12 protein-coding genes and 1 pseudogene are annotated in these 14,873 nt (G+C 69.1%); 5 read left to right on the top strand and 8 right to left on the bottom strand.

Annotation, left to right across the window (positions count from 1 at the left end; all coding sequences use genetic code 11):
• Positions 1–56: 56 nt before the first annotated feature.
• Entirely contained in the window at positions 57–1,349 is a 1,293-nt protein-coding gene (locus AC6IW9_RS15665; protein ID WP_497764937.1) for an RsmB/NOP family class I SAM-dependent RNA methyltransferase, read from the bottom strand.
• A 201-nt stretch (positions 1,350–1,550) separates the two neighbouring features.
• Between AC6IW9_RS15665 and AC6IW9_RS15660 the strand changes: the two genes are divergently transcribed.
• Positions 1,551–1,691, top strand: coding sequence for a hypothetical protein (locus tag AC6IW9_RS15660; RefSeq protein ID WP_497764936.1), 141 nt, complete (start codon positions 1,551–1,553; stop codon positions 1,689–1,691).
• A gap of 43 nt (positions 1,692–1,734) precedes the next feature.
• On the opposite strand, the gene AC6IW9_RS15655 is transcribed toward AC6IW9_RS15660, so the two are convergent.
• The 3 genes from AC6IW9_RS15655 to AC6IW9_RS15645 all read right to left on the bottom strand — a co-directional run bounded on the left by AC6IW9_RS15655 (position 1,735) and on the right by AC6IW9_RS15645 (position 4,725).
• The gene (locus AC6IW9_RS15655; protein ID WP_497764932.1) at positions 1,735–2,610 is read right to left on the bottom strand and encodes a right-handed parallel beta-helix repeat-containing protein; all 876 of its coding nucleotides are present in this window, start codon (positions 2,608–2,610) and stop codon (positions 1,735–1,737) included.
• A gap of 257 nt (positions 2,611–2,867) precedes the next feature.
• Positions 2,868–3,734: a hypothetical protein gene (locus AC6IW9_RS15650; RefSeq protein WP_497764931.1), complete on the bottom strand. Its 867-nt coding sequence runs from the start codon at positions 3,732–3,734 to the stop codon at positions 2,868–2,870.
• 148 nt (positions 3,735–3,882) lie between these two features.
• Entirely contained in the window at positions 3,883–4,725 is an 843-nt protein-coding gene (locus tag AC6IW9_RS15645; RefSeq protein WP_497764929.1) for a right-handed parallel beta-helix repeat-containing protein, read from the bottom strand.
• An 851-nt stretch (positions 4,726–5,576) separates the two neighbouring features.
• On the opposite strand from AC6IW9_RS15645, the pseudogene AC6IW9_RS15640 reads away from it, so the two are divergent.
• Positions 5,577–5,857 (top strand): annotated as a pseudogene (locus AC6IW9_RS15640) (type II toxin-antitoxin system Phd/YefM family antitoxin).
• Positions 5,854–6,276, top strand: a complete 423-nt coding sequence (locus tag AC6IW9_RS15635; protein ID WP_497764927.1) for a type II toxin-antitoxin system VapC family toxin — start codon at positions 5,854–5,856, stop codon at positions 6,274–6,276. The pseudogene AC6IW9_RS15640 and the gene AC6IW9_RS15635 overlap by 4 nt, the downstream one beginning before the upstream one ends.
• A 160-nt stretch (positions 6,277–6,436) precedes the next feature.
• On the opposite strand, the gene glpX is transcribed toward AC6IW9_RS15635, so the two are convergent.
• Complete coding sequence (glpX, locus tag AC6IW9_RS15630; protein WP_497764926.1) at positions 6,437–7,432, bottom strand: class II fructose-bisphosphatase; 996 nt, start codon at positions 7,430–7,432, stop codon at positions 6,437–6,439.
• Between the two features lie 22 nt (positions 7,433–7,454).
• Positions 7,455–8,762 carry a homoserine dehydrogenase gene (locus AC6IW9_RS15625; RefSeq protein WP_497764924.1) on the bottom strand — a complete coding sequence of 436 codons (1,308 nt, stop codon included), beginning with the start codon at positions 8,760–8,762 and terminating at the stop codon, positions 7,455–7,457.
• A 283-nt stretch (positions 8,763–9,045) separates the two neighbouring features.
• On the opposite strand from AC6IW9_RS15625, the gene AC6IW9_RS15620 reads away from it, so the two are divergent.
• The gene (locus AC6IW9_RS15620) at positions 9,046–9,900 is read left to right on the top strand and encodes a nitroreductase family protein (RefSeq protein ID WP_497764922.1); all 855 of its coding nucleotides are present in this window, start codon (positions 9,046–9,048) and stop codon (positions 9,898–9,900) included.
• A gap of 35 nt (positions 9,901–9,935) precedes the next feature.
• The gene (locus tag AC6IW9_RS15615) at positions 9,936–11,975 is read left to right on the top strand and encodes a thioredoxin domain-containing protein (protein ID WP_497764920.1); all 2,040 of its coding nucleotides are present in this window, start codon (positions 9,936–9,938) and stop codon (positions 11,973–11,975) included.
• A gap of 18 nt (positions 11,976–11,993) precedes the next feature.
• Here the strand turns inward: AC6IW9_RS15615 and hrpB are convergent, their stop codons facing one another.
• Complete coding sequence (hrpB, locus tag AC6IW9_RS15610; protein WP_497764919.1) at positions 11,994–14,471, bottom strand: ATP-dependent helicase HrpB; 2,478 nt, start codon at positions 14,469–14,471, stop codon at positions 11,994–11,996.
• Positions 14,472–14,489: 18 nt separating this feature from the next.
• Entirely contained in the window at positions 14,490–14,828 is a 339-nt protein-coding gene (locus tag AC6IW9_RS15605) for a ComEA family DNA-binding protein (protein ID WP_497764918.1), read from the bottom strand.
• Positions 14,829–14,873 lie beyond the last annotated feature (45 nt).

Below are 14,873 nucleotides of genomic sequence, written 5' to 3'. Positions count from 1 at the left end.
GCTTTGCACGCGGCCTTGGACGAGTTTGGGACGAGCGGCCGAGTGTGACGTCCTCCTCACGCTTTCGTCAGCACGCACACGTAGAACCCGTCCGTGCCGCTCGAACGCGGAGTGAGACGAAGCCCCATGCCGAAAGGCGATGCGAAGCGCGCAAGCTCCGGCAGCTGCGCCGCGGCCGCGGCCTCTTCGGCGGGAACGGTCGAGAAATCGCTCGCTCCTTCGAGAAAGGCTGCGATCTGGTCCTCGTTCTCGTCGCGCAGCACGGAGCATGTCACATAGACGAGCCGCCCGCCCGGACGCACATAGCGCCGCGCCTTCGCGAGCAGCGCGCGCTGCTCGTCGATCCGCGCGGCGAGCGCACCGGGCGCGAGGCGCCATTTGGCGTCCGGACGGCGCCGCCAGGTTCCGGTTCCGGTGCAGGGCGCGTCGATCAATACGAGATCGCAGCGCCTCTCGAGATCGGCGAGCGCATCGGCCGCGCCGCGCGGCGCGCGCACCTGCACATTGCGGGCGCCGGCGCGCTCGAGCCGCGAATAGATCGGCGTCAGCCGGCGGCCGTCGTCGTCGAAAGCATAGATCTGCCCGCGATTGTGCATCTGTCCGGCGAGCGCCAAACTCTTGCCGCCGCCGCCGGCGCAGAGGTCGAGGACCTGCTCGCCGGGCGCCGCGGCGCAGAGAAGAGCGGCGAGCTGCGAGCCCTCGTCCTGCGGCTCGACATGCCCTTTCACATAGGCGGGCTCCGCGGCGAGCGCCGGACCGCGGCCATGCGGCCCCGGCGCAAGGCGCAGGCCGAGCGGCGACAGCGGCGTCGGCTCGGGATGGAGATGGGCGAGCCGGCGCAGCGCCTCCTCACGCGAGGACTTCAAGATATTGGCGCGCAGGTCGAGCGGCGCACGCGCGGCGAGCGCCCTGCCCTCCTCCGCCGCCGCCTCGCCAAAAGCGGCGTCGAAGCGGGAGGCGAGCCATTCGGGATAGTCGCCGCGCACATGCGCGGGCGCGCCCTCGAGCGTCGCTCCGGCGAGGCGCTCGCGCTCACTCTCGGAGAGCGGCGCCGGCGCATGGCCCTCGCCGCTGCACAGCGCCGCGATCGCCTGCGGCGCGAGCCCGCGCGCCTCGCGCAGCGCGCCGATCACGATCGCGCGGGGCAAATCGTCGCCCATCACATGCGCAGCGGAGGCGCGCTTGCGCAGCGCGTCGAAGACGAGGCCGGCGATCGCCGCCCGGTCCTTGGAGCCGGCGAAGCGATGGGAGAGGCCCCAATCCTTGATCGCATCCGCCGCCGGCCGGCGGCGGGCGGCGAGCTCGGCGAGGATTTCTATGGCGGCGGAGGCATGGGCGGCGGGCGTCATCGCCCGGTGACTTAAGGACTCGGGCGGCTGGACGCCAGCGCAAAGGCGCGACGACGGCCCGATTTGCAGCGAGAAAACAGAAAGTCTCCAATTTGCCGCAAAGCCCGATCCACGGCCACATTCTGGCCTAAAAGGCCGCGCTCAAGTCGCTTCATGCTGCGGCAACCCGCGGCGTTTCGACACTCTCCCAAGGAACTTCAGATGCGTGCTCTTCGTCCGGTCGCCGCAATTCTGCTCGCGTTCTCGCTCGTCGCCTGCGCCGCTCAGTCGCAGCCCGACCTCACCCCTCCCCCGAAGCGGCCGCTCGACGCCAAGACCCAGCTCGAGTCCGGCCATCACTGAAGAAACGACCGAAGCGCGCCGCCGGAGGCGGCGCGCTTCCTTCTCACTTCGGCGCGACGAGAGTGATCGTCCCGGCCGTGTCCGTTCCATTGGCGTTCACCCGATTGTCGCCATAGCTGCGAATGACGCCCCCGGCCGACACATTGCGAATGCCGCCGCCATTGCCGGTTGCGACCGAGCGGCTGAGGATCATCAGGCCCGTCGCATTCCCCTCCAGCCTGTAGCCATCCACGAGATTGCCCTCGGCGATGCTGTCGACGATCGTCGTCTTTGCGGTCGACGACGACAGGAAGCCGCTGTGGCCGTTGTCGTTGGAGGTCACGTGCTCGATGTTCGCCCGCAGCGAGGCGCCGCCCGGCGGCTCGATGCGGACGCCGATGAAGCCGTTGTTGGACACGGTCGAATCGGCGATCGTCACCGCGGCGTTGCCGCCGTTGTTGCCGAGGGCGATTCCGTCGCCCGTGAAATTGCGGACCGTGATGTCCGAGATATAGACCCGCTTGGCGCTCTGGACGAAGACGCCGTTCGCGCCGACGCTCTGTCCATTGAGCTCGAGGTTGCGCAGCGTGACGACGCCGATCCCGCCGGCGGAGACTTTGATCGCCGTGTCGGGGCTCGTCATGTCGATGCCGGCGCCCGGAACGCCCGTGATCGTCACCGACTTGTTGATGACGAGGCCGCCGGCGGCCGCGCCAAAGTTGGCCGCGTCGAGCGCCTTGATCTCGCCCGCGGACTTCGTCTGCGTCAACGCATAGGAGAAGGTGCGGCAGGCCGTTGCGGGAGTCGCGCAGACGCCGGCGTCGCTTCCCTTGCCCGAGACATAAGAAACGGCGTTGAGCGCCAGGGCCGGCGAAGCGGCGAAGCAGGCGGCGAGCGAAGCGGCGGCGGCGAGCGCCGGGACGTAAGAACGGTCACGCATGTTTTTCCTCCTCGACGATGTGAGCGCGTTTGCTCCAGTGCCGCGGAAGATGCCCGATCCCTTCGCGCTCGGCTGTGTGGGGAAGCACATCGGCTCACGAGACGAGCCGAGCATTGTCGCGCGTGAGACGACGGCCACGCCGGACAAGGAAGGCCCATGCGCCGCGCGCCCGTTCTCGCCGACCGCTGCGCGAGCAGCGGAGCCAGAAGGGGCCGGTCGTTGCGCCGAGTGACGACGCGGCGTTCGCGGCCGCATCGTCACTTGTGAGGAATGGAGGCGACCGCGCCGGAAATGTCGATCGTATTGCCGAACACCGCATTGTCGCCGAAGCTCTGCACGGCCGCAAAGCTCACATTCTGAACGCCGACCTGATTGCCCGTCGCGACGGATCGGCCGAGCCGCATCGCAGAGTTCTTCGGGAGGCCGCCGACCGCCAGATATCCGACACTGGCGTTGTTGTTCGAGAGGCTGTCGACGATCGTCACCGTCGCGCCGGGATAAGCGCGAACACCCGCGACGCCATTGCCGTTCGTCGTCACATGATCGATGGAGACCGCGACCGGCTTCGGGCCCGGAACGACGTCGACGCCGAACTTGCCGTTATTGGACGAGATCGTCTCGAAGATCGTGACCAGCATTCCGTCCGTCCCTCCGGAGATCGCGACGCCCTCATTGGCGAAGCGGCGCACGACGCAGTCGACGATGTTCAACACGCGAGCATAATAGGCGACGACGCCGGCCGTCCCGACGCCGCCGCCGTCGATTTCTATGCCGCGCAGAGTGACGACGGCTTTGGCGGCGTTGATGGCGACCGCATTTCCGGCATCGACCGTTCGGATGCTCGTCCCGGGAACTCCGATGATGGCAATCGATTTGTCGATCGTCAGCACGCCGTAGTTCGCCAGGTCGAGCGCCTTGATTTCTCCGCCCGCGTTGGTCTGCGTCAGCGCGTAGCCGAAAGTGCGGCAAGGCGTCGCCGGAGAGGCGCAGCTGTTCGCGCCCGCATCGCTTCCTTTGCCGGAGACAAAGGAGATCGCATTGCCCGCCGCCGCGGGCGATGCGCCGAAGCAAGCGGCGAGCGAGACGGCGACGAACGCCGTCGAGACCAATGAACGATCACACATGGGATTTCCTCCTCGAGGACGTGGAGCGCCGTCGCTCCCATGCCGCGCGCCCGAACATGTCGGAGAACACGTCGCGCGCGGCGCGGCCCGCGCGCCCCATCGCAAGAGCGACGGAGCGCGTCGGGCCCCCCCCCCGGGCGCGCAAGGCTCACTTGGACAGGACGGCCCCGACCGCGCCGTCCACCTCGGTCCCGTTGCCATAGACCTTGTTGTCGCCGAAGCTCTTCACGGTCGCGGAGGTGACGTTGTGAATGCCCGTTCCGTTTCCCGAGGCGACCGAGCGGGCGAGATACATCTTGCTCGTCGCGTCGCCGGAGGCGCGGAAGCCGTCGATGGCGTTGTTGTTGGCGATGCTGTCGGAGATCATCACGGTCGCGCGGGGCGACACGAGGATGCCGGCGAAGGCGTTGTTGTTCGTCGTCGTATGGTCGACCGACGCATTCACAGAGGCGCTGCCGCCCGGGACGAACTCGATGCCGAAATTGCCGTTGTCGGACGAAATCGTGTTGGAGACCGTCGCGGTGACGACGCCTGCGCCCGGCGAGATCGAGACGCCATCCGCGGCGAAGCGGCGAACAATGCAATCGACGATATTGACCGCCTTGGCGGCGGCGACGGTGATGCCGCGCGTGCCGACGCCGCGGCCGTTGATCTCGAGTCCGCGCAGGCTGACAATCGCCGAAGCATTGTTGATGGTGATCGCCGTGCCCGCCGCCGACATCAGAATGCCCGCGCCCGGAACGCCGGTGATGGTGACCGATTTGGTGATCGTCGTGAAGCCGTAATGGGCGGGATCGAGCGTCTTGATCTCTCCATTGGGGTTGGTCTGCGTCAGCGCATAGGTGAAGGTGCGGCAGGGCGTGGCGGGCGTGGCGCAAGCGCCCGAGTCGACGCCCTTTCCGGAGACGAAGGTGACCGCCGTGGCGGCCATTGCCGGAGCGGCGCCGAGAGCGATCGCGCCGACCGCGGCGGACGTGAAGATATTACGCATGTTCATTCTCCTCGAAATTGCGGAGCTCGTTCGCTCCGATGAAGGCAGATTAGCCGAGGCTGTGGGCGGCGCTTGTGTCTTGGCGCACAGGGCGGGCCCGGGCGTCGTCGGGCGAGAAGCCTCGCGGCGCTCTGCTTCTCGCTATGACGAAAGGGGCAATGACAATTCTCCCGCGGCCTCGTGCGAGACCCGGGCGAAAGGAGGGGTCGGGGACGCTCCGGCCCCGTTCGGCCGGTTGCGTGATGGTTTGCGTCGGGTCCAGAGCGTCCCGCAACGCGGTCGTCGTCCTCGTCGACATCCCGAGGCTTCATCCGGACCCGCGAATCCTGGGGTTTCCCGTTCAAGACGCGATCGAGCCCGGCGGCCTGGGATCACGAGCGGTTCTTGTTTCTCCCTATGGACGGGAGAAGAACGCCGCCCGGCGACGCGCATCCTGTCCGAGGACGGGGGCCGCCGTCCCGGATGGAGCCGCCCCCCGCCCGCGTTTCCCTGACCCGGGGAACGCCCCTTTGTGGACGGGAGCGAGGCGGAGAGTAGGATTATTTTCAGAACAAGTCAAGAGGAGCTGCCCGCGGTTTTCAGGGCGATCGGGTGAAAGCTCGTTCATGCCGAAAAACGCGCAGAAACCTCACATTCTGCAATCTGAAGGCTCGCCCTCGTGCTTCGAAGACGCCTGCTTTGCGAACTCCTCAGCATGATAAATAGGATTATAGTCCTTAATCTCGATCGCGTCGCCCCCACGCCTCTGGATAGCTTCGCTTCGTTCGCAACGATGTTCGTTCGGCGCCGGCAACCGGACGCGACGGCCTTGAACAGAACCGCAAAATGATAATCTAGTCAGCATGACTAAAATGGCCAAGACATCTCCGCCGCGTCCGCCGGGCACATGGCTCCTCCAGGACGCCAAGGCGCGGTTCAGCGAACTGGTGCGGCGCGTCCGCAGCGAAGGGCCGCAGCGCGTCACCGTGCGGGGGCCGACGAAGTCGTGGTGATCGGCGCCGACGAGTTTCAGCGTCTCAAGGGCGAGCGAACGGGCGAAGCGCTCGTCGCCGCCATGCAGGCGTCGCCCTATCGCGAGATCGACATCGAGCCGAGGCGCGAGCGGAGCCCCGTGCGCGACGTCGAGTTGTGACGGGCTGGCTGCTCGATACGAATATTCTTTCGGAATTGCGTCGGGTGAAGCCAGAGCCGAAAGTGGTCTCCTTCGTCGCGGCGCGAGCGCTCGATCTGCTCTACGTCAGCACCGTCACATTCGCCGAAATCCGTTTCGGCATCGAGCTCGTCGAAGACGCCACGCGGCGCGCCGAGCTCGGCGACTGGCTCACGCACAAAGTGCGGCCGATGTTCGAGCAACGCGTTCCGCCCGTGAGCGAGGACGTGATCCTGAAATGGCGGCTGCTCGTCGAGGACGGCCGCAAGGCAGGTCATACTTATTCGCAACCGGATCTGTTCATCGCGGCGACGGCGCTGCATCACGGCCTGACGGTCGTGACCCGCGACACGTCGGAATTCGAGCGCGCCCGTGTGCCGGTCGTCGACCCATGGCGATGAAGCCGGGCTGCGGCGTCGATCTCGCAACGCGAGCGCTGCGAGCCGAGGCGCGATCATTGCGAGCCGAAGGTGAAGCAATCCAACAGGAGTCGCGCGCGGAGTCCGGATGGCGTCGTCCTTCGCTCCTCGCAGGGACGACGCTCGCGCAAAAACGCGCCGCTCAATCTATCTCGAATTTCGGCGGGGCGCGATGCGTCGCGTGGATGCGGCGGACGGTGCCGGTCGAGGAGCGATAGACCAATGTCTCCGTCTCGACCACGCCCTTGTCGAAGCGCACGCCCGCCAGCAGCGGGCCGCTGGTCACGCCCGTCGCGCAGACCACGACGTCGCCCGAGGCCAGCTCCTCCAGCGCATATTTCTTTTTCGGATCCTCGATCCCCATGCCCGCCGCGCGCGACACTTTGGCGGCGCTGTCGAGCACGAGGCGTCCCTGCATCTGGCCGCCGACGCAGCGCAGAACGCCCGCCGCCAGCACGCCCTCCGGCGCGCCTCCGGAGCCGAGATACATGTCGACGCCCGTCTCCGCCGGCTGCGCGGTGAAGATGATCCCCGCCACATCGCCGTCGCTGATGAGTTGCACGCGCGCGCCCGCCTCGCGGCATTTGGCGACGAGCTGCGTATGGCGCGGCCGGTCGAGAATGCAGATGGTGATTTCGCGCGGCGAGACGCCCTTGGCCTGCGCGAGCGCCGCGACATTGGCGCCGGGCGGATTGTCGAGATCGACGATTCCCTTCGGATAGCCGGGGCCGATGGCGATCTTGTCCATATAGACGTCGGGCGCATAGAGCAGCGATCCGGTCGCCGCCATGGCGACGATGGAGATCGCGCCCGGCATGTCCTTGGCGCAGAGCGTCGAGCCCTCGAGCGGCGCGACGGCGAGATCGACAGCGGGGCCCGCTCCCGCGCCGACCTCCTCGCCGATATAGAGCATGGGAGCGGCGTCGCGCTCGCCCTCGCCGATCACGACCCGGCCGCGGATCGCGAGGCGATCCAGCTCGCTGCGCATGGCGTCGACGGCGGACTGGTCGGCGGCCATCTCGTCGCCGCGCCCGCGCCATTGCGCAGCGGCCACTGCGGCGCGCTCGGTGACGCGCGCGAGCTCCAATGTGAGATTGCGGTCGAGGCCTTTCCCGTCGGCGGAAGGAATTCTGTTCATGTCGAGCTCTCCCGCTCGCGCGTCACTCGCGCTCGATGCGGATCACCTGAGCCGGCTCGGCGATGGTTCCATCCTTCGAGATGGCGTCGAGCGCCTCGCGCACCAGCAGCTCGGTGGTCGCATGGGTGATGAGGATCACGCCCACCGGCGCGTCGGCGCCGCGCCGCGCCGCGCGGGCGCCATGCTGCATGATGCTCTCGAGCGAGATCTTGCGCTCGGCCATGCGCGTCGCGATCGCCGCGAAGGCGCCCGGCACGTCGGGCACCGAAAGGCGGATGTAATAGCCGCCCTCGTGGCGCTGCACGGGCGTGCGCTCGCAGGCGCGCAGGCTCGCGCTCGGCAGGCCGAAGGGCGCCGAGCGCACGCCGCGCGCGATGTCGGCGATGTCGGCGACGACGGCGGAGGCCGTCGCGTCGCCGCCGGCGCCGGGGCCGGCGAGAGTGAGTTCATGCACGGCGTCGGCGTCGATGGTGACGGCGTTGGTCACGCCCATCACCTGGGCGATGGAGGTGGTCTTGCGCACCATGGTCGGATGCACGCGCTGCTCTATGCCCTGCGCGGTGCGCTGGGCGACGCCGAGCAGCTTGATGCGGAAGCCGAGCTCGGCGGCGGAATCGATGTCGGCGAGGGTGACGCGCTCTATGCCCTCCACATCGACGGCCTCGGGCGCGATGCGCGTGCCGAAGGCGAGCGAGGCGAGGATGGCGAGCTTGTGCGCGGTGTCGAAGCCGCCGATGTCGAAGGTCGGATCGGCCTCGGCGTACCCTAAGCGCTGCGCCTCCTTCAGGCAGTCCGCGAAGGAGAGGCGCTCGAGCTCCATGCGCGAGAGGATGTAGTTGCAGGTGCCGTTGAGTACGCCGTAGACGCGCTCGATCGAATTGCCGGCGAGGCCCTCGCGAAGAGTCTTGACGATCGGAATACCCCCGGCGACGGAGGCTTCGAAGGCGAGCGCCGCATGTTTCGCCTCGGCGAGCGCGGCGAGCTCTGCGCCATGGGCGGCGAGCAGCGCCTTATTGGCGGTGACGACGGACTTGCCGTTGCGAAGCGCGGTTTCCACGCCGGCGCGCGCGGCGCCCTCCGCCCCACCGATCAGCTCGACGAAGAGATCGATCGAATCGGAGGCGGCGAGCGCTGTCGGATCGTCGAAGAAGGCGGCGCTCGAAAGATCGACGCCGCGGTCCTTGGACCTGTCGCGCGACGAGACGCCGGCGAGCCGGATCACGCGCCCGGTTCGCGCCGCGAGCGCCTGCTCCTGCCGCTGCAGGAGCCGAACGACCGAAGCTCCCACCGTGCCGAGGCCGGCGACGCCGACGCGCAGAATATCCGCCATGAGAATTACGTCCGCGACGAGTGCTCGAAGCTGCGCCGGATCCCCGGCTCGAGGCTCTGTCCCTTAGTCCAACAGGCCGATCAAAGATAGTCCCCGGCCCGGCCGGAAGCGGGAACTTCCCCGTCATTGCGAAGCAATCCAGAGTCGCCGGGCGGCCCCAGGATTGCTTCCTCGCTGCGCTCCTCGCAATTACGGTCGAGGTCGCGGTATCGGCCGAGGGTGGATTTTTGCCTCGGCATTCGCCACCATGGCGCGAGCCCATATCTCAATTTCCGGAGAGGACATGAACAAGCCCGTCAGCCAACGAGAGCTCGGCGCGAGCGAAGGCGCCGCGGCGATCAGAGCGCGCTATCGCCGCGAGGATTCGCCGACGCCGCCGGTGTGGAACGAGACGCTCGACCTGCTGCTCGCCCACCGCTCCGTGCGCGCCTTTCTGCCGGAGCCCGTTCCCGCCGGCGTGCTGGAGACGCTCGTCGCCGCGGCGCAATCGGCCTCCACCTCCTCCAATCTGCAGGTGTGGAGCCTCGTCGCGGTGGAGGACGTGGAGCGCAAGAGCCGCCTCGCCGATCTGGCCGGCAATCAGCAGCACATTCGCGACGCGCCGCTGTTCCTGCTGTGGCTCGCCGATCTCGCCCGGCTCGACAACATCGGCAAGGATCAGGGCCGCGACGCCGCCGCTCTGCCCTTCCTCGAAATGTTCCTGACCGCGGCGGTCGACGCCGCCCTCGCCGCGCAGAACGCCGCGGTGGCGCTCGAATCGCTCGGCTACGGCTGCGTCTATATCGGCGGCATCCGCAACAAGCCGGGGGAGGTGGCCGCGGAGCTCGGTCTTTCGCCCGGAATTTTCGCCGTCTTCGGCATGGCCGTCGGCCGGCCCGATCCGGCCAAAGCTAGTGGCGTTCGCCCGCGCCTCGGCCAGGGCGCCGTGCTGCATCGCGAGCAATATGCGTGGGGCGAGGCTCAGCGCGAGGCGATCAGGACCTATGACGAGAAGTTCCGCGACTTCCAGAAGGAAGCGGGCCTTCCCGAGCAGGGCTGGATTCGCCAGGCGCTCTCGCGCGTGCGCGGGCCAGAGAGCCTCAGCGGCCGCGACCGGCTGACGGAAGCGCTGCGGGCGCTGGGATTCGGGCTGAAATAGCCGGCGACGGGGGCGCAACCCGTGGAGGCGCGAGCATGACGACGGACCGCAATCGGCTCGCCGAGGAGACGAGCCCCTACCTCCTCCAGCACAGGGACAATCCCGTCCATTGGCGGGCCTGGTCGGCGGAGACGCTGGCGCTCGCCAAGGCTAGGGCCAAGCCCATCCTGCTCTCCAGCGGCTACGCCGCCTGCCATTGGTGCCATGTGATGGCGGCGGAGAGCTTCGAGAACGTGGGCATAGCCGCGCTGATGAACGATCATTTCGTCAATGTGAAGGTCGACCGCGAGGAGCGGCCGGACGTCGATCATCTCTATCAGCAGGCGCTGCAGATGCTCGGCCGGCGCGGCGGCTGGCCGCTGACCATGTTCCTGACGCCGGACGGCGAGCCTTTCTGGGGCGGCACCTATTTTCCGCCCGAGCCGCGCTACGGAATGCCCGGCTTCGCCGATATTCTGAAGGCGATCGCGGAGCTCTGGCGCGAGAAGCCGTCCGTCGTCATCCGCAATGTCGCGGCCATCGCCGACGGCCTCGACCGGCTCGCCGAAACCGCGCCGGCCGAGCCGATCTCGCCCGCTCTCGTCGAGACGATCACGGAGCGGCTCGAAGGGCTGATCGATCGCGAGCAGGGCGGCATCGCCGGCGCGCCGAAATTCCCGCAGCCGCCGAGCCTCGAATTTCTGTGGCGCGCGTGGAAGCGGACCGGCCGCGCCTCGCTGCGCGAGGCCGTGCTGACGACGCTCGACCATATCTGCCAGGGCGGGATCTACGACCACATCGGCGGCGGCTTCGCGCGCTATTCGACCGACGAGCGCTGGCTGGTCCCGCATTTCGAAAAAATGCTCTACGACAATGCGCAGCTCGTCGAGCTGCTGACATTGGTCTGGCAGGAGGAGCGCAAGCCGCTCTACGCCGCGCGCATCGAGGAGAGCATTGAATGGGCGCTGCGCGAAATGCGCCTGCCCGAGGGCGTTTTCGCGAGCAGCCTCGACGCCGACAGCGAGCATGAGGAAGGCAAGTTCTATGTCTGGTCCGCGGCCGAGATCGACGCGGCGCTGGGCGAGCGGGCGCCGGCCTTCCGCGCCGCCTATGGCGTGACCGAAGACGGCAATTGGGAAGAAAAGAACATTCCCAATCGCCTTCGCGGCATGGCGCTCGGCTCCGACGAGGAGGAAGCGGCGCTCGCCGCAGATCGCGCGAAGCTGCTTGCGCTGCGCGAGACGCGCGTGCGGCCCGGCCGCGACGACAAGGCGCTGGCCGATTGGAACGGGCTGATGATCGCCGCGCTCGCCACGGCGGCGCAGGCGTTCGAACGGCCCGACTGGCTCTCGGCGGCGACGACCGCCTTCGGCTTCATCACGACTCGAATGACGACGGCGGACGGCCGACTGCTCCACTCCTATCGCGCCGGCCGCGCCAAGCACATGGCCGTGCTCGACGATTACGCCGACCTCTGCCGCGCCGCGCTGATCCTCTACGAGGCGACGGGAGACGAGGCCTATCTCGCGCGCTGCCGCGATTGGGCCGAGGTCGTCGAGACGCGTTACCGGGACGCTCGGGGCGGCAGCTATTTCTTCACCGCCGACGATGCGGAGGCGCTGATCCGCCGGGCCAAGATCGCCGAAGACGCTCCCCTGCCCTCGGGCAATGGGACGATGCTGCAGGTCCTGGCGCGGCTCTATCATCTGACCGGCGAGGATCGCTATCGCGCCCGCGCCGAGTCGATTCTTTCGGCCTTCGCCGGAACCGTGCGGCGCGGCCTGCTCGGCTATTCGACGCTGCTCTGCGGCGCCGAGACGCTGCGCGACGGGCTGCAGATCGTCGTCATCGGCGCACGCGACGCGGAAGACACGGCTGCGCTGCTGCGCGTCCTGCACGGGACGTCCCTGCCCGGCCGCTCGCTGCTGGTCATCGCGCCGGGCGCCGCTCTTCCGCCGTCGCATCCGGCCGCCGGCAAGACGGAGATCGACGGCAGGGCGACCGCCTATGTCTGTCGTGGAACAACCTGCTCTCTGCCGATCGTCGAGCCGCAGGCTCTGGCGCAAGCGCTGCGCGGCGAGGCTCCGCGGATGTGATTGTCGGCGAGACGCCCCTCACGTTCCACGCGGCTTCGCCCTTGTCGTCGGCGCGGCGTTGGCCGGATCGTCCGGCCAGGGATGGCGCGGATAGCGGCCTTTCATCTCGCGCTTCACCTCCGCCCAGGAGCCGGCCCAGAAGCCCGGGAGATCGCGCGTTGTCTGGATCGGACGATGGGCGGGCGAGAGAAGCTCGAGTGTGAGGGGCGCGCGTCCCCCGGCCAAGGTCGGATGGGCCGAGAGGCCGAACAGCTCCTGCACCCGGACCGAGAGAAGCGGCCCGTTCGCCGCTGCGTAATCGAGCGCATGGCGCGAGCCGGCCGGCGTCTCGAAAAAGGGCGGCGCCTCGCGATCGAGCCGGCGCGAGAGATCATAGGGCATGAGGGCGGCGAGCGCGGCGTCGAGGTCTTCCGCGGTGATCGCCGCGAGGCTCGTGCGGCCGATGATGAAAGGCGCGAGCCAGTCCTCGACGCCCACGACGAGCCCCTCGTCGGAGACGTCCGGCCAGACATCGCCTTCCGCGCGGCGCAGGAAGGCGAGCCGGTCGCGCATCTGCATCTGCGCCTTGCTCCACGGCAGCCGGCCGATCCCGGCCGACGCGGCGCCGCGCGCGAGGATCGCGGCGCTCTCCTCATTCGGCTCCGGCGGCAGATTCTGCTCGGCGAGACGAATGGCGCCGAGCCGGCGGAACCGCCGCCGGCGCAAGGCGCCGCTCGCAGCGTCGAAGACGGTCTCGTCGCGCGTCTCGATCCGCTCGGCGCCGAGACGCTCGACCTCCTCGGCCGAGAGCGCGCAGGCGGCGAGAATGCGGGCCTGCGCCGCGCGGCCCGTGACCTCGGCGATCGCCAGAAAGGGCGCGGAGGCGAGCGGCTCGTGCGGCGCGACGAAAGCGGCGCGCCCGCTCGCCATCAGAAATTCGCCCGGGGCGCCGCGCGCCTTGGCGATGCGATCGGGAAAGGCCATGGCGGTCAGCGCGCCGTCCGTGAGATCGGCGGGCGCGTCGCAGGCGATCGCCGCGCTCGCCTGCCTCGCCCATGCGGCCGAAAGCCGCCGCGCGTCGCGGGCGCGGCGCGAGCCGTCGGCGCGAAAGCGCTCCATCCGCTCGGACAGGTCGCAGGAGGCGCCGCCGAGGCCGCGCTCGGAGAGCAGCAGGGCGAGATCGGCGGCGCGCTCGGCCTCGCCATGACGCGCCGCCGCGAGCGCCATGCGCGCGAGCCGCGGCGCGAGCGGCAGGGCGCGCATCGCCCGCCCGAGGGCCGTCAACGCGCCCGCCTCGTCCAGCGCCCCGAGCGCGCGCAACAGCTCGACCGCCTCGGACCAGGCCGGCCGCGGCGGGGAATCGAGAAAAGGTAGCTTCGCCGGATCGTCGACGCCCCAGGCGCGCAGATCGAGCGCGAGCCCGGAGAGATCGGCGGCCAGAATCTCCGGCGCCGCGAAGGCGGGCAGCGACGCGGTCGCGGCCTCGTCCCACAAGCGATAGCAGACGCCGGGCTCGGTGCGCCCCGCCCTGCCCCGTCGCTGGTCGACGGAGGCGCGCGAGGCGCGGATCGTCTCGAGCCGCGTCAGGCCGAGATCCGGCTCGAAACGCGCAACGCGCGCGAGCCCGCAATCGACCACGATCCGCACGCCCTCGATGGTCAAGGACGTCTCGGCGATCGACGTGGCGAGCGTGATCTTGCGGCGCCCCGGCGGCGCGGGCGCGACGGCGAGGTCCTGGTCCTTGCGGTCCATCGCCCCATAGAGCGGCGCGACATCCACCTCGCCCGGGAGACCGCGCTCGGCGAGCAGAGCGGCGGCGCGCTGAATTTCCGCCTGGCCGGGCAGAAAGACGAGCAGCGAGCCGCGCTCCTCGGCGAGGGCGCGGCGCACGGCGCGCGCCACCGCCTCCTCGACGCGCTCGTCGGCGCCGCGGCCGAGATAGCGCGTCTCGACCGGAAAGGCGCGGCCTTCGCTCTCGATGATCTCGGCGCCGCGCATCAGCGTCGCGACGCGCGCGCCGTCCAGCGTCGCCGACATGGCGACGATACGCAAATCCTCGCGCAGCCCGGCCTGCGCGTCGAGCGCCAGAGCGAGGCCGACGTCGGCGTCGAGCGAACGCTCGTGGAATTCGTCGAACAGGACGGCCGCGACGCTCTCGAGCATCGGATCGTCGAGGATCATGCGCGCGAACACGCCCTCGGTGACGACCTCCACACGCGTGCGCGCAGAGATCTCGGATTCGAGCCGCATGCGCAAGCCGATCGTCTCGCCGACCGCCTCGCCGAGCGTCGCCGCCATGCGGGCCGCCGCCGCCCGCGCCGCGAGCCGGCGCGGCTCCAACAGCACGATTCTGCCGCCCTTCGCCCAATCGGCGTCGAGCAAAGCGAGCGGAACGCGCGTCGTCTTGCCGGCGCCGGGCGGAGCGACCACCACCAGATCGGCCGCCGTCTCGAGCGCCGCCTCGATCCGCGGCAGCACGTCGTCGATCGGCAATGTTTCGGCGAAGGCGCGGCTCAAGCGCGCCCCCGCTCGCGTTCACTTCTGCTTCGCGATGATCCTGTCCTTGATCTTCTCATAGACGCTCTTGGGAATGATCTTCTTGCGGTGGAGCTCGTCCTTGCCCCGGTAGGGACGGCCCTTCACGATCGCCGCCGCGCGCGCGGCTCCGACGCCCGGCAGAGCGTCGAGCTCTTCGACCGTCGCCGAATTGATGTCCAGCAATTCCTCGGCCGGGGCGGCGGGCTTCGCCGGCGCCGGCGTCGGCGCGGCCGAGGGAGCGGGCGCGGCGGGCTGAAGGGCCTGCGCCAGGGCTCCGGCTCCGCAGCCGAGGCCGAGCGCGGCGGCGACAATAGCGAAACGAATGAATTTCCGCATGGCGAATCCTCTCGCGACAATGACGATTCGAGGATCCGCGCGCCG

The sequence above is a fragment of the Methylosinus sp. shoA genome, assembly GCF_059718125.1.
Note: the sequence above shows the minus strand (reverse complement) of the source record. Positions and strands in the feature narration are given on the sequence as shown.

What these genes read in the sequence shown, in the direction of transcription:
- AC6IW9_RS15665 (WP_497764937.1), bottom strand. Translation starts at nt 1,349, where the DNA reads ATGACGCCCGCCGCCCATGCCTCCGCCGCCATAGAAATCCTCGCCGAG.
- AC6IW9_RS15660 (WP_497764936.1), top strand. Translation starts at nt 1,551, where the DNA reads ATGCGTGCTCTTCGTCCGGTCGCCGCAATTCTGCTCGCGTTCTCGCTC.
- AC6IW9_RS15655 (WP_497764932.1), bottom strand. Translation starts at nt 2,610, where the DNA reads ATGCGTGACCGTTCTTACGTCCCGGCGCTCGCCGCCGCCGCTTCGCTC.
- AC6IW9_RS15650 (WP_497764931.1), bottom strand. Translation starts at nt 3,734, where the DNA reads ATGTGTGATCGTTCATTGGTCTCGACGGCGTTCGTCGCCGTCTCGCTC.
- AC6IW9_RS15645 (WP_497764929.1), bottom strand. Translation starts at nt 4,725, where the DNA reads ATGCGTAATATCTTCACGTCCGCCGCGGTCGGCGCGATCGCTCTCGGC.
- glpX (WP_497764926.1), bottom strand. Translation starts at nt 7,432, where the DNA reads ATGAACAGAATTCCTTCCGCCGACGGGAAAGGCCTCGACCGCAATCTC.
- AC6IW9_RS15625 (WP_497764924.1), bottom strand. Translation starts at nt 8,762, where the DNA reads ATGGCGGATATTCTGCGCGTCGGCGTCGCCGGCCTCGGCACGGTGGGA.
- AC6IW9_RS15620 (WP_497764922.1), top strand. Translation starts at nt 9,046, where the DNA reads ATGAACAAGCCCGTCAGCCAACGAGAGCTCGGCGCGAGCGAAGGCGCC.
- AC6IW9_RS15615 (WP_497764920.1), top strand. Translation starts at nt 9,936, where the DNA reads ATGACGACGGACCGCAATCGGCTCGCCGAGGAGACGAGCCCCTACCTC.
- AC6IW9_RS15605 (WP_497764918.1), bottom strand. Translation starts at nt 14,828, where the DNA reads ATGCGGAAATTCATTCGTTTCGCTATTGTCGCCGCCGCGCTCGGCCTC.